19 protein-coding genes are annotated in these 17,202 nt (G+C 70.4%); 10 read left to right on the top strand and 9 right to left on the bottom strand.

All coding sequences use genetic code 11. The annotated features are described in order from the left end of the window. Nucleotides 1-160: 160 nt before the first annotated feature. The 3 genes from AB0F10_RS13615 to nadA form a co-directional block, all read right to left on the bottom strand. Nucleotides 161-796: a DUF3043 domain-containing protein gene (locus AB0F10_RS13615; protein WP_360623463.1), complete on the bottom strand. Its 636-nt coding sequence runs from the start codon at nt 794-796 to the stop codon at nt 161-163. A gap of 89 nt (nt 797-885) precedes the next feature. Further along, nucleotides 886-2,241 (bottom strand): UDP-N-acetylglucosamine 1-carboxyvinyltransferase, encoded by a 1,356-nt coding sequence (gene murA / locus AB0F10_RS13610; RefSeq protein WP_360623461.1) that lies wholly within the window; start codon nt 2,239-2,241, stop codon nt 886-888. A 218-nt stretch (nt 2,242-2,459) separates the two neighbouring features. After that, nucleotides 2,460-3,629 carry a quinolinate synthase NadA gene (nadA, locus tag AB0F10_RS13605; protein WP_360623459.1) on the bottom strand — a complete coding sequence of 390 codons (1,170 nt, stop codon included), beginning with the start codon at nt 3,627-3,629 and terminating at the stop codon, nt 2,460-2,462. A 53-nt stretch (nt 3,630-3,682) separates the two neighbouring features. Here nadA and AB0F10_RS13600 point away from each other — a divergent pair, with 53 nt between their 5' ends. The 4 genes from AB0F10_RS13600 (at nt 3,683) to AB0F10_RS13585 (ending at nt 6,941) form a co-directional block, all read left to right on the top strand. Next, nucleotides 3,683-4,831 carry a glycerate kinase gene (locus AB0F10_RS13600; protein ID WP_360623457.1) on the top strand — a complete coding sequence of 383 codons (1,149 nt, stop codon included), beginning with the start codon at nt 3,683-3,685 and terminating at the stop codon, nt 4,829-4,831. 102 nt (nt 4,832-4,933) lie between these two features. After that, on the top strand, nt 4,934-5,308 hold the full coding sequence (erpA, locus tag AB0F10_RS13595; RefSeq protein ID WP_360623455.1) for an iron-sulfur cluster insertion protein ErpA: 375 nt from the start codon (nt 4,934-4,936) through the stop codon (nt 5,306-5,308). Nucleotides 5,309-5,440: 132 nt separating this feature from the next. Further along, nucleotides 5,441-6,424 (top strand): carbohydrate kinase family protein, encoded by a 984-nt coding sequence (locus AB0F10_RS13590; RefSeq protein WP_360623453.1) that lies wholly within the window; start codon nt 5,441-5,443, stop codon nt 6,422-6,424. A 4-nt stretch (nt 6,425-6,428) separates the two neighbouring features. Further along, on the top strand, nt 6,429-6,941 hold the full coding sequence (locus AB0F10_RS13585; protein WP_360623451.1) for an ATP-binding protein: 513 nt from the start codon (nt 6,429-6,431) through the stop codon (nt 6,939-6,941). Here the strand turns inward: AB0F10_RS13585 and AB0F10_RS13580 are convergent. Together AB0F10_RS13580 and AB0F10_RS13575 are read right to left on the bottom strand one after the other, a co-directional pair. After that, on the bottom strand, nt 6,917-7,129 hold the full coding sequence (locus AB0F10_RS13580) for a sulfurtransferase TusA family protein (RefSeq protein ID WP_360623449.1): 213 nt from the start codon (nt 7,127-7,129) through the stop codon (nt 6,917-6,919). The genes AB0F10_RS13585 and AB0F10_RS13580 overlap by 25 nt on opposite strands. Continuing rightward, complete coding sequence (locus tag AB0F10_RS13575) at nt 7,126-8,271, bottom strand: aminotransferase class V-fold PLP-dependent enzyme (protein WP_360623447.1); 1,146 nt, start codon at nt 8,269-8,271, stop codon at nt 7,126-7,128. The genes AB0F10_RS13580 and AB0F10_RS13575 overlap by 4 nt, the downstream gene beginning before the upstream one ends. Before the next feature lie 237 nt (nt 8,272-8,508). On the opposite strand from AB0F10_RS13575, the gene coxB reads away from it, so the two are divergent. Further along, entirely contained in the window at nt 8,509-9,375 is an 867-nt protein-coding gene (gene coxB / locus AB0F10_RS13570; protein WP_360623445.1) for a cytochrome c oxidase subunit II, read from the top strand. A 9-nt stretch (nt 9,376-9,384) separates the two neighbouring features. Further along, nucleotides 9,385-9,810, top strand: coding sequence for a cytochrome c oxidase subunit 4 (locus AB0F10_RS13565; protein ID WP_360623443.1), 426 nt, complete (start codon nt 9,385-9,387; stop codon nt 9,808-9,810). A 126-nt stretch (nt 9,811-9,936) separates the two neighbouring features. Here the strand turns inward: AB0F10_RS13565 and AB0F10_RS13560 are convergent, their stop codons facing one another. From AB0F10_RS13560 to AB0F10_RS13545, 4 genes are all read right to left on the bottom strand, one after another. Beyond that, nucleotides 9,937-10,143, bottom strand: coding sequence for a hypothetical protein (locus tag AB0F10_RS13560; protein ID WP_360623441.1), 207 nt, complete (start codon nt 10,141-10,143; stop codon nt 9,937-9,939). A gap of 111 nt (nt 10,144-10,254) precedes the next feature. Further along, nucleotides 10,255-11,319: an anthranilate phosphoribosyltransferase gene (gene trpD / locus AB0F10_RS13555; protein WP_360623439.1), complete on the bottom strand. Its 1,065-nt coding sequence runs from the start codon at nt 11,317-11,319 to the stop codon at nt 10,255-10,257. A 36-nt stretch (nt 11,320-11,355) separates the two neighbouring features. Beyond that, nucleotides 11,356-11,802, bottom strand: a complete 447-nt coding sequence (locus AB0F10_RS13550; RefSeq protein ID WP_360623437.1) for a hypothetical protein — start codon at nt 11,800-11,802, stop codon at nt 11,356-11,358. 51 nt (nt 11,803-11,853) lie between these two features. Continuing rightward, nucleotides 11,854-12,819 (bottom strand): cytochrome c oxidase assembly protein, encoded by a 966-nt coding sequence (locus tag AB0F10_RS13545; protein ID WP_360623469.1) that lies wholly within the window; start codon nt 12,817-12,819, stop codon nt 11,854-11,856. Nucleotides 12,820-12,943: 124 nt separating this feature from the next. Between AB0F10_RS13545 and AB0F10_RS13540 the strand changes: the two genes are divergently transcribed. From AB0F10_RS13540 to AB0F10_RS13525, 4 genes are read left to right on the top strand one after another with little or no spacing between them, the layout of a single operon-like run. Continuing rightward, on the top strand, nt 12,944-13,543 hold the full coding sequence (locus AB0F10_RS13540) for a heme-copper oxidase subunit III (RefSeq protein ID WP_360623435.1): 600 nt from the start codon (nt 12,944-12,946) through the stop codon (nt 13,541-13,543). Between the two features lie 49 nt (nt 13,544-13,592). Continuing rightward, nucleotides 13,593-14,441 (top strand): c-type cytochrome, encoded by an 849-nt coding sequence (locus AB0F10_RS13535; protein WP_360623433.1) that lies wholly within the window; start codon nt 13,593-13,595, stop codon nt 14,439-14,441. Then, nucleotides 14,438-15,541, top strand: coding sequence for a Rieske 2Fe-2S domain-containing protein (locus tag AB0F10_RS13530; protein ID WP_360623431.1), 1,104 nt, complete (start codon nt 14,438-14,440; stop codon nt 15,539-15,541). The genes AB0F10_RS13535 and AB0F10_RS13530 overlap by 4 nt, the downstream gene beginning before the upstream one ends. Next, nucleotides 15,538-17,163, top strand: a complete 1,626-nt coding sequence (locus AB0F10_RS13525; protein ID WP_360623429.1) for a ubiquinol-cytochrome c reductase cytochrome b subunit — start codon at nt 15,538-15,540, stop codon at nt 17,161-17,163. Before AB0F10_RS13530 ends, AB0F10_RS13525 begins: the two co-directional genes overlap by 4 nt. Nucleotides 17,164-17,202 lie beyond the last annotated feature (39 nt).

The raw sequence follows: 17,202 nt of genomic DNA, 5'->3' as shown, positions 1-17,202 counted from the left end.
GCCGCCCCCTGCGCGGGGCTCGCCGGGCCGCCCGGGGTGCGCCCCGGGGCGCGGCTCGCGCGGCGCCGCCCCCGGTGCGTCGTGGTCGTGCTCGTGGCCGCGGCCACGGCGGCCCTGCTGCGCCTCGCCGGGGTCGAATGACCGGCCGGCGGCGGCTCGGTCAGATCTTGGCGCCGAGCTGCACCTGGGGCTTCGGGACGCGCATGCGGCGGAACGTCAGCCCGCGCATGACGCCGTAGAGGTAGAGCGAGCCCATCTTCTGCGTGGTGGCCGGGAACCGGGCCTTGACCAGGCTCTTGACCCGGCGGGAGATCAGCACGCTGTCGATGACCACCGCGATGGCCAGGACCGCCCAGAGCAGGTTGGCGCCCTGCCGGACCTCGCGGGGCATGGCGCCCGTCGAGCCGATGAAGACGATGATCGCGCCGGCGAAGAACCAGGTGCCCGCCGTGCGCTTGGAGTCGACGATGTTGCGGACCAGCGCGCGCTCCGCGCCGCGGTCGCGGGCGAGCAGGTAGCGCTCGTCACCGGCGCGCATGCCGGCCGAGGCCTCGGCGCGCTCCACCTTCTGGCGATCGCGCATCTGCTTGTAGGCCTCGCGCCGGTTGGCCGGGGCCGCCGCCGTGTCGTGCCGGCGCTGGGCGCTGGTGCGCTTGGGCGTGGCGACGCCCAGCTCCTTCTTCGAGGGCGTGTAGGCCTTGGGCTTGGAGGCGGCAGCCTGCTCGCGCTCGGAGGTCACCGTGGCGGTGGCGTCGGAGACGAGGTCGGCGGACTTTCGGCGAAACAGCGAGGGCACCTCAGCAGAGTAGCCAAGAGCCTCGGCAAAGCCGAAACCGCGCCGACGTTTGTCGGCGCGGTCCCGGTGAAAGCAGACGAAAGGACTAGCTAGATCCGTTCGACCAGCGCGCCCAGGGCGGCCAGCTTGCCCTCGAAGTCCTCGTAGCCGCGGTTGATCAGGTCAACGCCGTAGACCCGGGAGGTGCCCTCGGCCGCCAGCGCCGCGATCAGGTGGCTGAAGCCGGCCCGCAGGTCCGGGATCACCAGGTCGGCGGCGTGCAGCTTGCTCGGGCCCGCGATGACGGCGGAGTGCTTGAAGTTGCGCCGGCCGAAGCGGCACGGGGTGCCGCCGAGGCAGTCGCGGTAGACCTGGATCGTGGCGCCCATGGTGTTGAGCGCCTCGGTGTAGCCCAGGCGCTGCTCGTACACGGTCTCGTGCATGATCGACAGGCCGCGGGCCTGGGTCAGCGCGACCACCAGGGGCTGCTGCCAGTCGGTCATGAAGCCGGGGTGCACGTCGGTCTCCAGCGCGACGGCGTTGAGCTCGCCGCCCGGGTGCCAGAACTTGATGCCACCCTCGACGCCTGTCACGCCGGTGCGGGCCACCCGGGCGTCGGTGATCTCGAACTCGCCGCCGATCGAGCGGAAGACGTTCAGGAACGTCATCATGTCGGCCTGCTGCGCGCCCAGCACCTCGATCTCGCCGCGGGTGGCGAGCGCAGCCGCCGCCCAGCTCGCGGCCTCGATCCGGTCCGGGATCGGCTTGTGGTTGTAGCCGTGCAGCTTCGAGACGCCGAGGATCTCGATGACCCGGTCGGTGTGCACGGTGATGATGGCGCCCATCTTCTGCAGCACGCAGATGAGGTCCATGATCTCCGGCTCGATGGCCGCGTTGCGAAGCTCGGTGACGCCCTCGGCGCGGACCGCCGTGAGCAGCACCTGCTCGGTGGCGCCCACGCTCGGGTACGGCAGCTCGAGCTTGGTGCCGTGCAGCCCGTTCGGCGCGGTGAGGTGCATGCCCTCGGGCGTCTTGTCGACTACCGCGCCGAACTGGCGCAGCGCCTGGATGTGGAAGTCGATCGGGCGCGGGCCGATGTGGCAGCCACCCAGATCCGGGATGAACGCGTGACCGAGCCGGTGCAGCAGTGGGCCGCAGAACAGGATCGGAATCCGGCTCGAGCCGGCGTGCACGTTGATCTCGTCGCTGCTGGCGCTCTCCACGTTGGTGGGGTCCATCACCAGCTCGCCGTCGTCGGCGCCGTCGGTGACCTTGACGCCGTGCAGGCCGAGCAGGCCGCGGACGACCTCCACGTCCCGGATGCGGGGCACGTCGAAGAGCCGGCTGGGTGACTCGCCCAGCAGGGCGGCCACCATGGCCTTGGAAACCAGGTTCTTGGCGCCACGGACCCGGATCTGTCCGTGCAGCGGCGCACCGCCGTGTACGGCCAGGACGTCGTCGGTCAACGCAACCTCCAGAGGCGGGCGTGTGAACACGCCCGGATGCGGATTAGGGATGCAGCCGGCGGTGGGGGACCAGCGGCTGCCGCCCGGGCAGCATAGCCCTGAGTGACCAGTGCAGAAATCTCGACAACGCCTAGGACGGCACGAATTGCTGATGATTAAGGCAACAGAAAGGTCCAGGCGTGCAGACGGCTTACCACCGATTACGCAGAGTAAGATTTTTACGGGAGCGCGAGCATCTGGTCGAGAGCCGCCCGGGCGTACTTCGCGGTGTCCGCGTCGACCGTGATCTGGTTGGGAACCCGGCCCGCCACGAGCTCTTCGAGCGCCCAGACGAGGTGCGGGAGGTCGATCCGGTTCATCGTCGAGCAATAGCACACCGTCCGGTCCAGGAACATGACCTGTTTGTCGGGGTGTGCCAGCGCCATTCGGCGAACGAGGTTGAGTTCGGTGCCGATCGCCCAGGCCGAACCGGCAGGCGCCGCGTCGAGGGCCTTGATGATGTATTCGGTGGAGCCGACCTCGTCGGCGGCGCGGACCACGTCGTGCCGGCACTCGGGGTGCACCAGCACGCGGACGCCGGGCACCCGCTCGCGGACCTCGCGGACGCTGTCGACGGTGAAGCGGCCGTGCACCGAGCAGTGGCCGCGCCAGAGGATCATCTTGGCGTCGCGGAACTGCTCCGGGGTGAGCCCGCCGTGCGGCTTGTGCGGGTCGTAGAGCACGCAGTCGTCCAGGTCGAAGCCCATCTCCAGGACCGCCGTGTTGCGGCCGAGGTGCTGGTCGGGCAGGAAGAAGACCTTTTGCCCCTGCTCGAAGGCCCAGGTCAGGGCGCGCTTGGCGTTGGAGGAGGTGCAGACGACGCCGTTGTTGCGCCCGACGAAGCCCTTGATGTCGGCCGACGAGTTCATGTAGGTCACCGGGACCACGTCGCCCACGATGCCCAGGTCGGTGAACTCGTCCCAGGCCGTCTCGACCTGGCCCAGCACGGCCATGTCCGCCATCGAGCAGCCCGCCGCCAGGTCGGGCAGCACGACGCGCTGCTCGGGGCCGGTGAGGATGTCGGCGCTCTCGGCCATGAAGTGCACGCCGCAGAAGACGATGAACTCGGCGTCCGGCCGGGCCGCGGCCTCGCGGGCGAGCTTGAACGAGTCGCCGGTGACGTCGGCGAACTGGATGACCTCGTCGCGCTGGTAGTGGTGACCGAGCACGAAGACCCGGTCGCCGAGCGCGGCCTTGGCGGCGGCGGCGCGGGCGACGAGGTCGGGGTCGCTCGGCGCCGGCAGATCGCCGGGACAGTCGACGCCGCGCTCGCTGGCGGGGTCGGTGCCGCGGCCGAGGAGCAGCAGCGCCGTTGCGGTGTTTGAGGGTTCGGTCCAGGTCGGCGTCACGCAACCATGTTTCCACAACGTTGCCGCGCCGTCGGGGGTCGAAAGGGTGTCCTATGGCACTCCGCGGCGGCGGCCCGTACCGTCTCAGCGTGCGCGTACTGATCTGCCCGGACAAGTTCGCCGGCACGCTGTCGGCCGCCGAGGCCGCCACCGCCGTCGCCGAGGGCTGGCACGAGACCGCCCCGGGCGACGAGACGGTGCTGCGCCCGCTCTCCGACGGCGGGCCGGGATTCGTCGAGGTGCTGGCCGCCGCGCTCGACGGCCGCCGGGTGCCGGTCGCCACCGTCGACCCCCTCGGGCGCCCGGCGCGCGGCGAGATCCTGCTGGCCGGCGCCACTGCCTACGTCGAGAGCGCACAGGCCTGCGGGCTGCACCTGCTGGCCGCACCCGAGCGCAACGTCAACGCCGCCACCTCCTACGGGCTGGGCCTGCTGCTCGCCGCGGCGGTGGAGGCCGGCGCCGCGGAGATCGTGGTCGGGCTGGGCGGCTCGGCGGTCAACGACGCGGGCGCCGGGATGCTCGCCGCGCTCGGCGCCGCCCCGGTCGACGAGAGCGGCTACGCCCTGCCCCACGGCGGGGCGCCGCTGATCACCGCGGCCGGGCTCGGCGGCACGCCCCGGCTGCGCCAGGTGCGCCTGGTGGCCGCCACCGACGTCGACAACCCGCTGACCGGGCTGCACGGCGCCAGCAACGTCTACGGCCCGCAGAAGGGCGCCACCAGGCAGGACGTGCTCCGGCTCGACGCCGCGCTCGACCACTTCGCGGGCGTGCTGGAGAAGGCCCTCGGCGTCGACGGCCTGCGCAGTCTGCCCGGCGGCGGCGCGGCCGGCGGGATCGGTGCCGCCCTGCTCGCCCTCGGCGCCCGGGTGGTCTCCGGCATCGGGCTGGTCACCGAACTGATCGGCCTCGAGGCGCAGCTGGACGCCGCCGACCTGGTGATCACCGGCGAGGGGTCCTTCGACCATCAGTCGCTGCGCGGCAAGGTGGCGGCCGGCATCGCGGGCGGCGCCCGCGACCGGGGCCTGCCCTGCGTGGTCGTCGCCGGGCGCAACGAGACCGGCCACCGCGAGGCGGCCGGCGCCGGGGTCACCGAGACCTACGCCCTCGTGGATCATTTCGGCTCCGAGGAGCGGGCGCTGGCCGAGCCCGCCCGGGGCCTGCGCGAGATCGCCGCCAGGCTCGCCCGGCAATGGAGCCGCTGAGCAGGTGTTCGACATCTCCGCCAGAGCAATTGGGAATACAACCGAACAGGGTTAGCGTTGGCCGGTACGGCACATCACCGGACCGGCAGGGAGAACCGCAACGTGACCACTGAAGCGCACACCGAGTCGACCGAGGTCACCACGGCCGCGCCGACCGGCGTCATTTTGACCGACGTCGCGGCTGTCAAGGTCAAGGGCCTCATCGAGCAGGAAGGTCGCGACGACCTGCGCCTGCGCATCGCCGTGCAGCCCGGTGGCTGCTCCGGCCTGCGATACCAGCTCTTCTTCGACGAGCGGTCGCTGGACGGCGACGTCGTCTCCGACTTCGACGGGGTCGAGGTGGTCGTCGACCGGATGAGCGCGCCCTACCTGGCGGGTGCCACGATCGACTTCGCCGACCGCATCGACGCACAGGGCTTCACGATCGACAACCCGAACGCGCAGAACTCCTGCGCCTGCGGCGACTCGTTCCACTGACCGTATTGCGAAAGGGTCGTCCCTGGTTTCGGGGGCGGCCCTTTCGCGTGTCAGCCGGGCGACGCCCGGATGTTGTCCGCGCCGGGTGCCGGTAGGCTCACCCGGTAATCGCACCCGACCACGAGGGCCGACATGAAGATCGCCGTTACCGGCTCGATCGCCACAGACCACCTGATGCACTTCCCCGGCAGGTTCGCCGAACAGCTCATCGCGGACCAGCTGCACAAGGTCTCGCTCTCGTTCCTGGTCGACGACCTGGTCGTGCGGCGCGGCGGCGTGGCGTCGAACATCGCCTATGGCATGGGCAAGCTCGGCCTGAGCCCGATCCTGGTCGGCGCGGTCGGTGCCGACTTCGCCGACTACCGGTCCTGGCTCGAGCGCCACGGCGTCGACTGCGACTCGGTGCACGTCAGCGAGGTCGCGCACACCGCGCGCTTCGTCTGCACCACCGACGACGACCTCAACCAGATCGCGTCCTTCTACGCCGGTGCGATGAGCGAGGCCCGCAACATCGAGCTCGCCCCGGTCGCCGAGCGTGCCGGCGGGCTGGACCTGGTGCTGGTCAGCGCCAACGACCCGGCCGCCATGATCCGCCACTCGCAGGAGTGCCGGGCCCGCGGCTACGCGTTCGCCGCCGACCCGTCGCAGCAGCTCGCCCGCATGGACGGCAGCGACGTGATGACGCTGATCCGCGGCGCGGACTACCTGATGACCAACGACTACGAGCGGTCGCTGCTGGAGACCAAGGCGGGTCTCACCAGCGAGCAGGTCCTCGAGCAGGTCAAGATCCGGGTCACCACGCTCGGCAAGGACGGCGTCGAGATCACCGGCCGCGGCATCGAGCGCATCCACGTGCCGGTCGCCCGCGACGTCATCGCCGAGGACCCGACCGGCGTCGGCGACGGCTTCCGGGCCGGCTTCTTCGCGGCGCTGGGCTGGGGCGTCGGCCTCGAGCGCGCCGCGCAGGTCGGTTCGCTGGTCGCGGCCCTGGTCCTCGAGACCGTCGGCCCCCAGGAATACGACGTGAAGCAGGACTTCTTCCTCAAGCGCCTCGCCGACTCCTACGGTGACGTGGCCGCCGCGGAGATCCAGCCGCACCTGCCGGCCCCGGCGTAGCCCGATGGTCCTCGCCGTCTTCGCCGGTCTGCCGGGCGTGGGTAAGAGCACCCTCGCCCAGCAGGTGGGGGCGGTTCTGCCGGCCGCGGTGCTCGCCGTCGACACCGTCGACTTCACGATGCAGGCCTACGACGTCACCGAACCCCGGCCCGGCTACGCCGCGTACGGGGTGGTGGCGGCGCTGGCCGAGACCCAGCTCCGGATGGGTCACCACGTGATCATCGACGCGGTCAACCCGGTGAAGGCGGCCCGGCAGCTCTGGACCGAGCTCGCGGAGCACCTCGACGTCCCGCTGCGGGTCGTCGAGGTGGTCTGCGGCGACGACGCCGAGCACCGCCGCCGGGTCGAGTCCCGCTATGCGGCCCGCGCGCACGACGGCATCCCCGACTGGGTCCGGGTGCTCGAGCGCCAGACCGAATATGAGCCCTATCCCGGCCCCCGGCTGGTCGTCGACACGTTCCTGGCCCAGGAGCCGGTCGAGCCGGTCGTCGACTACCTGACCCTGCGCACCTCGTAGGCGTCCGGCGCCGGGCTGCCCAGGTAGTCGTGGCCCTTCATCCGGCACCACGCCGGGATGTCGTTGGCCGCCGCCGGGTCGTCCGCCAGCACCCGGATCACCTCGCCGACCTCGGCGGACGGCATCCTCTTCGCGAGGTCGATGATCGGCAGCGGGCAGCGCCGGCCGCGGGAGTCCACCTCGATCACATCCCCGCCTCCTTGCGGATCTCCGCGACCACACCGGGCAGCACCGCCAGGAAGCGGTCGACGTCGTCCGGCGTCGTGTCCCGGTGCAGCGACACCCGTACGTTGCCGTGGCTGAGCACGCCCATCGCCTCCAGCACGTGACTGGGCCGCAGCGTCGAGGCCGTGCACGACGAGCCCGACGAGACCGCGAAGCCGTGCCGGTCCAGCGCGTGCAGCAGGGCCTCGCCGTCGACGTACAGGCAGGAGAAGGTCACCAGGTGCGGCAGCCGTTCGACGGGGTCGCCGACGACCTCCACGTCGGGCACGGTCGCCGCGACGGTCGCCCTGATCCGCTCCACCAGCGCCGACAGCCGTACGGCCTCGGCGTCCGCCTCGGCGAGCACGGCGCGCAGGGACGCCGCGGCCGCGACGACGGCCGGCAGGTCGAGCGCGCCCACCGGCCGCGGCCGGTGATGATCATCACCCGGGTACGGCGAGCGCCACCGCACCCCCTTGCGCACCACCAGCACGCCGACGCCCGGCGGGCCGCCCCACTTGTGCGCGCTGGCGGTCAGCAGCGACCAGCCCGGTGGCACGCTCGCGCGCCCGATCGACTGGGCGGCGTCCACGTACAGCGGCACCCCGGCCGCGGCGCAGGCCTCGGCGGCGGCCGCCACGGGCTGCGCGGTGCCGACCTCGTGACTGGCGCTGATCAGGGCGGCCAGCGCCACCCCGGCGGCCGGGACCGCCTCGCGCCAGGCGTCCAGGTCGAGCCGGCCGCGGATGTCGACGCCGACCGGCACCGCCTCGCCCAGCGCGGCGGCGTACAGCACCGCGGAGTGCTCGACGGCCGAGTGCACGAGTGTCCGGCCCGCCCGCGCGCGTCCCGCGAGCCCGCCCAGCACGGCGGCGTGCGCCGCGGCCGTACCGGAGGAGAGGAACGACACCTCGTCCTGGCGTACGCCCAGGCAGTCGGCGACGGTGGCCTGTGCCGCGTCCCGAAGCTGCTGGGCCCGCCGGCCCGCGGTGTAGAGCCGGTCCGGGTCGGCCCAGCCGTCCTCGAGGGCGGCGAGCAGGGCCTGGCGGGCCACCGGATGCAGGGGCGCGGCCGTGGCCGCGTCGAGGTACGTGGGCGCACCGGCATGAACAGCCCTGAATTCCATCTTCAGGACGGTATCGTCCACATGATCAGTGGTTGCGCGGGTACCTCGATGATCGGACCCCCGGTAATCGGGTGGCCGGGCCAGGTCGAGTAGTGTGCGACCGTCGGTGACACCTTGCCGCCGGTGTCCGATTTCGCACCGGGCGGTGCTCTAGGGAGGCAGGAGCAGGTGGTCTCAAGGAGTTCGGTCGCACGGCCGCGCGTCGTACGGCTAGCCGGGCTCGGTGTCGGTGGTGCCATGCTGCTGGCCCTGCTGTCGGGCTGTTCGTTGAACGGGATCGGAAGCGCCTTCGGTGGCTTCGGGTGGCCGGAGGGCGGCATCACCCCGCAGGCCCACAGGATGTACGACCTGTGGATCGCCTCGGTGATCGCGGCGCTGGTCGTCGGTTTCTTCGTCTGGGGCCTGATCTTCTGGTGCATGATCCGGTACCGCAAGCGCGGCGACAAGCTGCCCGTGCAGACCCGGTTCAACATGCCGCTGGAGATCCTCTACACGGTCACGCCGGTGCTGATCGTCGCGGTGCTCTTCTACTACACCGCGATCGTGCAGACCAACGTGGACAAGCTGTCGGCGAAGCCGGACATGACCGTCGAGGTCGTCGCCTTCAAGTGGAACTGGCAGTTCAACTACCGGGACGCGCCCGGCGCCGACGCGAAGACCGTGGCGTCGACGCTCGGATCGAGCGACGTCATCCCGCTGCTGGTCCTGCCGACGGGCAAGAAGATCCGCTTCGAGGAGACCAGCAAGGACGTCATCCACTCGTTCTGGGTGCCGGAGATGCTCTTCAAGCGCGACGTGTTCCCCGGCAACGTGCGCAACACCTTCGAGGTGACCCTCGACAAGGAGGGCCGCTACGTCGGCCGCTGCGCCGAGCTGTGCGGCACCTACCACGCCTTCATGCAGTTTGAGCTCGTGGTTGTCTCGCCGGAGAAGTACGAGAAGTTCCTCGCCGCCAAGGTGGCCGGTGCCACCACTCCGGATGCCATGGGCGTGATCGGCTACACCGGGGACGAGCGCTTCGCGGTCACGACCGTGCCGCTGGACACCCGCCGGCAGGGCCGATCCTGGAACCACAAAGACGATCCCGCCTCGGCAGGGAAGTAGGAGCCCGAGTTGAAGACCGAATACAAGATCTTCGCCGGCGTCGCCGTCTTCCTGTTCGGCGCGGCTGCCGTCTACGGCGTGTGGACACACGGCCAAACCGGACAGCTGGAGTGGATCGGCTTCGTCGCCCTCACCCTCTCCGGACTGCTCTGCTCGATGTGCGGCGGCTTCTTCTGGTTCGTCGCCCGCCGCATCGACCTGCGTCCCGAGGACCGCGAGGACGGCGAGATCGCGGAGGGCGCCGGCGAGATCGGCTTCTTCAGCCCGGGCAGCTACTGGCCGTTCGGCATCGCGCTGGCGGCGTCGATCGCCGGCATGGGCCTGGTCTACTGGATGGCGTGGCTGATCGCCCTCGGCCTGATCATGGTGATCCTCGGCGCCTGCGGCATGCTGTTCGAGTACTACTCGGGCACCCGGCACCCGGCCGAGCACTGACCGGCCGAGAACGTTGGAACGGCCCGCATCCCCCGGGGGATGCGGGCCGTTCTGTGTTTTGAGGCCCGCGGTGCCCCCGCAACGCGGCACGGGGCCGGTCACGGGCGGGTGCCGCCGGGTGGTGGGTCAGGCCGCGCGGCGCTGCTGCGGCGCCACCCGCGACCCGCCGGCGGACAACAGCACGCGGATGGTCACCGGTGCCAGGATCTCCGCGGCGCCACACCGGGTGCAGAGGAGCTCAGGGCAGTCCTCCGCATGGCCGTCGGCGCAGGGCGGGGTCTCGAAAGGCAGTTCGGTATCGCACATGACGCAACGCAGTTCGCGTTCTCGCACGGGTGGCTCCTCTTCGCCGGAAGGTGGATATACCCGAATGTCACTAAAACGTTGTCACGGTGGAGGAGCCGGTGCGGGAACCCCGCTCGGCGTGTCAGAAAAATATTGAGGTCAGACCGTTTCGGCGGCCTTGGCCGCCCGCGCCGCCTCGACCCAGCGGTCCAGCAGGGCCGTAGCCGCCCCCGAATCCACCGTCTCCGCGGCCCGGGCGATGCCCGCGCGCATCGTGTCGGCGAACCCGCCCGGGAAGCCGGCGTGCGCCGCGAACGCCGCGGCGGCGTTGACCAGGACGGCGTCGCGGACCGGGCCGGGCTCGCCGGCGAACATGCGCAGCGCCGCGCCGGCGTTGAACGCCGCGTCGCCGCCGCGCAGATCGCCGGCCTTGCTGCGGGGCAGCCCGAGGTCAACGGCGTCCACCACGGATTCGGTGACCGTGCCCTCGCGGACCATCCACACCCGGGTCGGCGCGGCCGTCGTGAACTCGTCCAGGCCGTCCTCGCCGCGCATCACCAGCGCCGAGTCACCCCGGGCGGCGAACACCTCGGCCATCACCGGCGCCATCCGCTGGTCGAAGCAGCCCACCGCCGCCGAGCGGGGCCGGGCCGGGTTGGTCAGCGGGCCCAGCACGTTGAAGAACGTCGGGTGGCCCAGCTCGCGCCGCGTCACCGCGGCGTGCCGCATGCCGGGGTGGTAGCGGGCCGCGAAGCAGAAGCCGATGCCGGCCTCGGCGACCGTGCGGGCCACGCCCTGCGGGCCGAGGTCGAGCGGGATGCCGAGGAACTCGAGCAGGTCGGCGGTGCCGCAGGCGGAGGAGGCCGCCCGGTTGCCGTGCTTGACCACCGTCACCCCGGCGGCCGCCGCGACGATGGCGGCCATCGTGGAGATGTTGACCGTGTGCGCCCGGTCGCCGCCGGTGCCGACCACGTCGATCGCGTCCTCGCGCACGCCCTCGGGCAGGTCGACGACCGTGGCGTTGGCCAGCATCGCCTCGACCAGGCCGGCCAGCTCGGCCGGCGTCTCGCCTTTGGCGCGCAGCGCCACCGCGAAGCCGGCGACCTGCACCGGGGTGGCGTTGCCGGCCATGATCTCGCCCATGGCCCAGGCGGTGTCCTGCGCCGACAGCTCCTCGGCCCGCAGCAGGGCGCTCAGCAGGTTCGGCCAGGTACGTGCGCCCATGGTGGGCACTCCTTCGCGGGGGGAGAGAGGGGGGTGTCAGCCCAGCTTGCCCATGGTGCCCAGCGGGATCACGCCGTTGCGGCGGCCGCGGAGCATGGCGGCGATGGTCTGACCGGTGGTCACCGGGTCGAGCGGGTGCACCAGGGTCGCGTCGACCTGGGCGAAGGCGGCCAGCCAGCGGTCGGCGGCGCGGGCGATCACGACGCAGGTGGGCGGCGGGTCGGCGTATTCGTCCTTGGTCTGCCGGGCGATGCCCAGGCCACCGGCCGGTGCCGCCTCGCCGTCGAGGACCATCAGGTCGACCTCGAAGGTGTCCAGCAGGATCCGGCACTCCTCCCAGGTGGAGGCGTCCACGAACTCCACGGCGAGATCCGCGGCGGGGCGGACGCCGATCGCCAGCCTGATCCGGTCACGGACCGCGAGATCGTCGCTGTACAGCAGGACGGTGTACTTGTCCGGCTGCGGCTTGCTGTCGTCGTTCATGTGTGCCCCGGTTCCCACGCTCGTAGGTGCGCGCTGATCGTACCGAACGGGCTATTCGGTGTCCGTCTGTGGTCGTACCGGAGGGGTCTCGTCTGTGATCTTGGTCGCGGACGCCGCCTCCATGCGCTCGGCCGCCTCGGCCCGGTCCAGGGCGCGGTCGATCCGTTTCGCCTCGCGCTCGGACTGCCTGATCCACTGCATGACCAGGATGCCCAGCATCGTGACGCTGACGATCTCGCCGCCCGCCCACAGGATGCCGCCCGCCACGACCTGATCGTTCCACGGGTTTGACCAGGTCAAGCCCAGGTTCGGGTACCAGTCACCGCCGAGCAGGGTCCGGCTCTGCATGATGGTCAGGCCCAGCACGGTGTGGAACGGCACGGACAGCACCATGAGCAGGGCCCGGGCCGGGTACGGCCAGCGGTTCGGCAGCGGGTCCAGGCCCAGCAGCGGCCAGAAGAACAGGCAGCCCGTGACGATGAAGTGCACGTGGACGGCCTCGTGCAGCCACGGGTGCTCGAGGGTGGCCCGGTAGGCGCCGGTGAAGTAGAGGATGAACGGGTTCGCGATGAACAATCCGAACGCGACCAGCGGAAACGTCAGCACCGCGACGAACCGGCTGTGCAGCACCCGCAGCAGCGCCCTGCGGTTGCCGATGGGCAGCGTGCGCAGGGCGAGGGTCACCGGCGCGCCCAGGGCCAGGAAGATCGGTCCCACCATTGACAACACCATGTGTTGCACCATGTGCACGCTCAGCAGTGTCGTGTCGTACGCCTCGATGCCGGACACCGAGACCGCCGCGATGGATCCCAGGCCGCCGCCGATGAACGCCACGGTGCGCCCCGCGGGCCAGTGGTCGCCGCGCCGCCGCATGCGGTGCACGCCGTACAGGTAAACGGCGGCCGCGATCAGCAGGAAGAGCGCGAGAAGGCTGGTCAGCCGGATCTGGGTGAAGATCTCGGCGACGCTGAACGGCGGGGGGAGAGTATCCCCGCCGGCGATCGTGAGTGTGGGCATTTCGGTGTGCTGCACCTCCTGAGGCTAGGCCCATCAGGGTGTTCGCCGGATGACGGGGCGGTGACACATACCGGATTAGGCCCCCCGCGACACGTTGCAGTGATCGCGGGGCAATAATGAGCCCGTGACAGCGGCAGCCATCGACAAGAGCCGGATCCACTCGCTGACCCGACCCAACATGGTCAGCGTGGGGACCATCGTGTGGCTCTCCAGCGAACTCATGTTCTTCGCGGCATTGTTCGCCATGTACTTCTCAATCCGTGCGGCGGACTACACGAAGATGTGGGAGAGGCACACCGAGGTTCTCAACATCCCGTACGCGACGACGTTCACGGTCATCCTCGTGCTCTCCTCGGTCACCTGCCAGCTCGGTGTCTTCGCGGCGGAGAAGGGTGACGTCTTCGCGCTCCGGCGCTGGTTCACCCTCACCTTCGTCATGGGCCTCATCTTCGTGCTCGGCCAGGCGAACGAGTACCGCAACCTCGTCGAGGAGGGCATCAAGCTCAACGGCGACGGTTATGGCTCCATGTTCTACCTGACGACCGGGTTCCACGGTCTGCACGTCACGGGTGGTCTGATCGCCTTCATCGTCTACATGATCCGCACCACGATGGGTCGGTTCACGCCGGCGCAGGCGACCTCGGCGATCGTCGTGTCGTACTACTGGCACTTCGTCGACATCGTGTGGATCGCGCTGTACGCCATGATCTATTGGCTGCAGTAGCCGCCCGTCCGTGAGAGTTTCAAGGTCAAAACCCAGAGGGACACAGCCCATGACTTCTGACACCCCCGCCGGACGGCGTTTCCGGGTGTTCAACCGGCGGCGGTCCGCGCCGAGCCGGGCGCGACGGCGCCTCGGCGCCGCGGCCCGCATGCTCGCCGCGCTCGCGATGGCCGGCGGCGTCTACACCGCATTCGCTCCCGGGGCGTTCGCCGACGACACGCGGCAGCTCTCCGCCGCGGCGCAGCAGGGCAAGGCGAACTTCGACAACAGCTGCATCAGCTGCCACGGCCGCAACGCCGAGGGTGTCGTCGGCCGCGGGCCCAGCCTGATCGGCGTCGGTTCGGCCTCCGTCGAGTTCCAGGTCGGCACCGGCCGGATGCCGATGACCCGCCAGGAAGCGCAGGCGGTGGAGAAGGAGCCGGTCTTCGACAAGGCGGAGACGAAGCAGCTGGGCCAGTACATCCAGGAGCTGGGCGGCGGACCGCAGGTACCGAGCGGCTCGCTGACGATGGACCTGGACGACAACCCGGAGGCGCTGGCCCGCGGTGGCGCGCTGTTCCGGCTCAACTGCACGTCCTGCCACGGCTTCGGCGGCGGCGGCGGTGCCCTCTCGTCCGGCAAGCACGCGCCCGCCCTGCACGACGCGACCGAGCAGGAGCTCTACGCGGCGATGCTGACCGGCCCGCAGAACATGCCGGTGTTCGGCGACAACGAACTGACGCCGGATGAGAAGCGCGAGATCATCACGTACGTGAAGTACCAGCTGCAGCAGGAGAAGGACCCGGGCGGCCTGTTCAACCTCGGCCGGTACGGCCCGGTGACCGAGGGCCTGGCGATCTTCATCGTGGGTATCACGATCCTGGTCTTCGCGGCGCTGTGGATTGCGGGGAAGTCATGAGCGTTCTGAAGGACGGGGCGCACGGCGCCGGCACCGAGCCGGTCGACGTCAACGACCCGCGGCTGTCCCGATTCGACATCGTCCGTGAGGGCGCCCGGCGCGACGACATCGAGATCGTCACCTACGAGTCGCAGTTCCAGGGCACGAACTCCAAGGCGGAGAAGCGCGTCGTGCGCAACATCGCCATGCTGTTCCTGCTCTGCGGCGCCGGCGCGACGGTCTTCCTGGTCTTCTACATCGTCTGGCCGTGGGAGTTCGAGCTCGGCCACGCGCGCAGCGACTACTACACCCCGATCCTGGGCATCTCGCTCGGCGTCTCGCTGCTGGCGCTGGGCTTCGCGATCCTGGCCTGGGCCAAGAAGCTGCTGCCGCACGAGGTCTCGATCCAGGACCGGCACAACAAGCCGTCCAGCGACGAGGACCGCCTGATCACCGGACAGACCATCGCGTACCTCGGCGAGGAGATGGGCGTGCAGCGGCGCCCGCTGCTCAAGGGCGCGATCGGGCTCGGCCTGCTGCCGCTCGGCGCGGTCGCCGCCGCGCCGCTGGTAGGCGGCCTGATCCAGAACCCGCACCGGGACGCCCAGCCGATGATGTTCCACACCGGCTTCGACCCGGTGCCGAACCACGGCGAGTTGGTGCGGCTCACCCGGGCCGACGGCACCCCGATCCGGCCCGAGGACGTCAGCGTCGGCGGCCAGATCACGGTGTTCCCCGGCATCCCGCACGGCGCCACCAACAAGTACGCGGACTCGCCGACCCTGCTCATCCACCTGCGCGGGGAAGACGCCGCTCAGGCCCGGGCGGCGAGCGACGCCGACGAGATCAACAGGGACTCGATGTGGGGCAACTTCATCGCGTACTCGAAGATCTGCACCCACGCCGGCTGCCCGGCCAGCCTGTACGAGCAGCAGACCAACCGGCTGCTCTGCCCGTGCCACCAGTCGCAGTTCATGATCACTGACAACGCGCGCCCGATCTTCGGTCCGGCCAGCCGTCGCCTGCCCCAGCTGCCCATCAAGCTGGACGACGAGGGGTTCCTCGTGGCAGCGTCGGACTACAAGGAAACCGTTGGGCCCGACTTCTGGGAGCGGCCGTGAAGCGTCGAAAGCTTGACCTGGCACAGGTCCCCGCAGCAGTCGGCAAAGGGCTCGACGACCGCTACAAGGCGGCAACGCCGCTGCGCGGCCTGCTGAACAAGGTATTCCCCGACCACTGGTCGTTCCTGCTGGGCGAAATCGCCCTGTTCTCGTTCATCGTGCTGCTGCTCACCGGCGTCTTCCTGACCCTCTTCTTCGACCCGTCGATGAAGGAAGTCGTCTACGACGGCGCCTACCCGGCGCTGCGTGGCACGGAGATGTCCGCGGCGTACGCGTCCTCGCTGCACCTGTCGTTCGAGGTGCGCGGTGGTCTGTTCATGCGGCAGATGCACCACTGGGCGGCGCTGCTGTTCATGGCGTCGATCGTCGTGCACATGGCGCGCATTTTCTTCACCGGCGCGTTCCGCAAGCCCCGCGAGGCCAACTGGGCGATCGGCGTCGCGCTGTTCCTGCTCGGCTTCCTGGCCGGCTTCACCGGCTACTCGCTGCCGGACGACGGCCTCTCCGGCACCGGCCTGCGCATCGCCTCGGCGATCATGCTGTCCATCCCGGTCGCCGGCACCTGGATCTCGGCGTCCATCTTCGGCGGCGAGTTCCCCGGCGAGTTCATCATCGGGCGCTTCTACATCGCGCACGTGCTGCTCATCCCCGGCGGACTGCTCGCGCTGATCAGCGTGCACCTGGGCCTGGTCTTCGCGCAGAAGCACACCCAGTGGCCCGGCCCCGGCCGGACCAACGACAACGTCGTGGGCGAGCGCATGTTCCCGCGGTACGCGCTCAAGCAGGGCGGCTTCTTCATGGCCGTGTTCGGCGTGATCGCGCTGATGGCCGGCCTGTTCCAGATCAACCCGATCTGGCTGTTCGGCCCGTACCGGGCGTCCGAGGTCTCCTCGGCGAGCCAGCCCGACTGGTACGTCATGTTCATGGACGGCCTGGTGCGACTCATGCCGGCCTGGCAGATCGACATCCCGATCGGCGACGGCTACGTGATCCCGCCGCTGTTCTGGCCCGCGGTCGTCGGCCTGGGCGCGCTGACCACGGTTCCGATGTTCTATCCGTTCATCGAGGCCCGGCGCCTCAAGGACACGAGCATCCACCACCTGCTCCAGCGCCCCCGCGACAACCCGGAGCGCACCGGCCTGGGCGCGATGGCGTTCACGTTCTTCATCGTGGCGACCCTGTCCGGCGGTAACGACGTCATCGCCGACAAGTTCGACATCAGCCTGAACGCGATGACCTGGGGTGGCCGCATCGGCCTGGTCGTCCTTCCGCCGCTGGCGTACTTCGTCTCGGCCCGGATCTGCCTGGGCCTGCAGCAGCACGACCGCGAGGTCCTCGCGCACGGCGCGGAGACCGGCATCATCAAGCGGCTGCCGGACGGCCGGTTCGTGGAGATCCACCAGCCGCTCGGCCCGGTGGACGACCACGGCCACCCGCTGCCGCTGGAGTACGCGGGCTGGGTCGTACCGAAGAAGATGAACCGGCTCGGTGCCCTGGCGCCGGCGGTGAAGGGCTTCTTCTACCCGGTGGAGAAGCCGGCCGAGGCCCCGGTCTCGCCGGGTATGCCGCCGGTGACCGCGCGCGAGGAGCGCGAGGAGATCACCTCGGGTCAGCAGCAGTAGCGAACGCACGACGAAGGGGGCCCCTCGGGGCCCCCTTCT

Source organism: Actinoplanes sp. NPDC026623 (assembly GCF_040638275.1).
Classification (GTDB): domain Bacteria; phylum Actinomycetota; class Actinomycetes; order Mycobacteriales; family Micromonosporaceae; genus Actinoplanes.
Note: the sequence above shows the minus strand (reverse complement) of the source record. Positions and strands in the feature narration are given on the sequence as shown.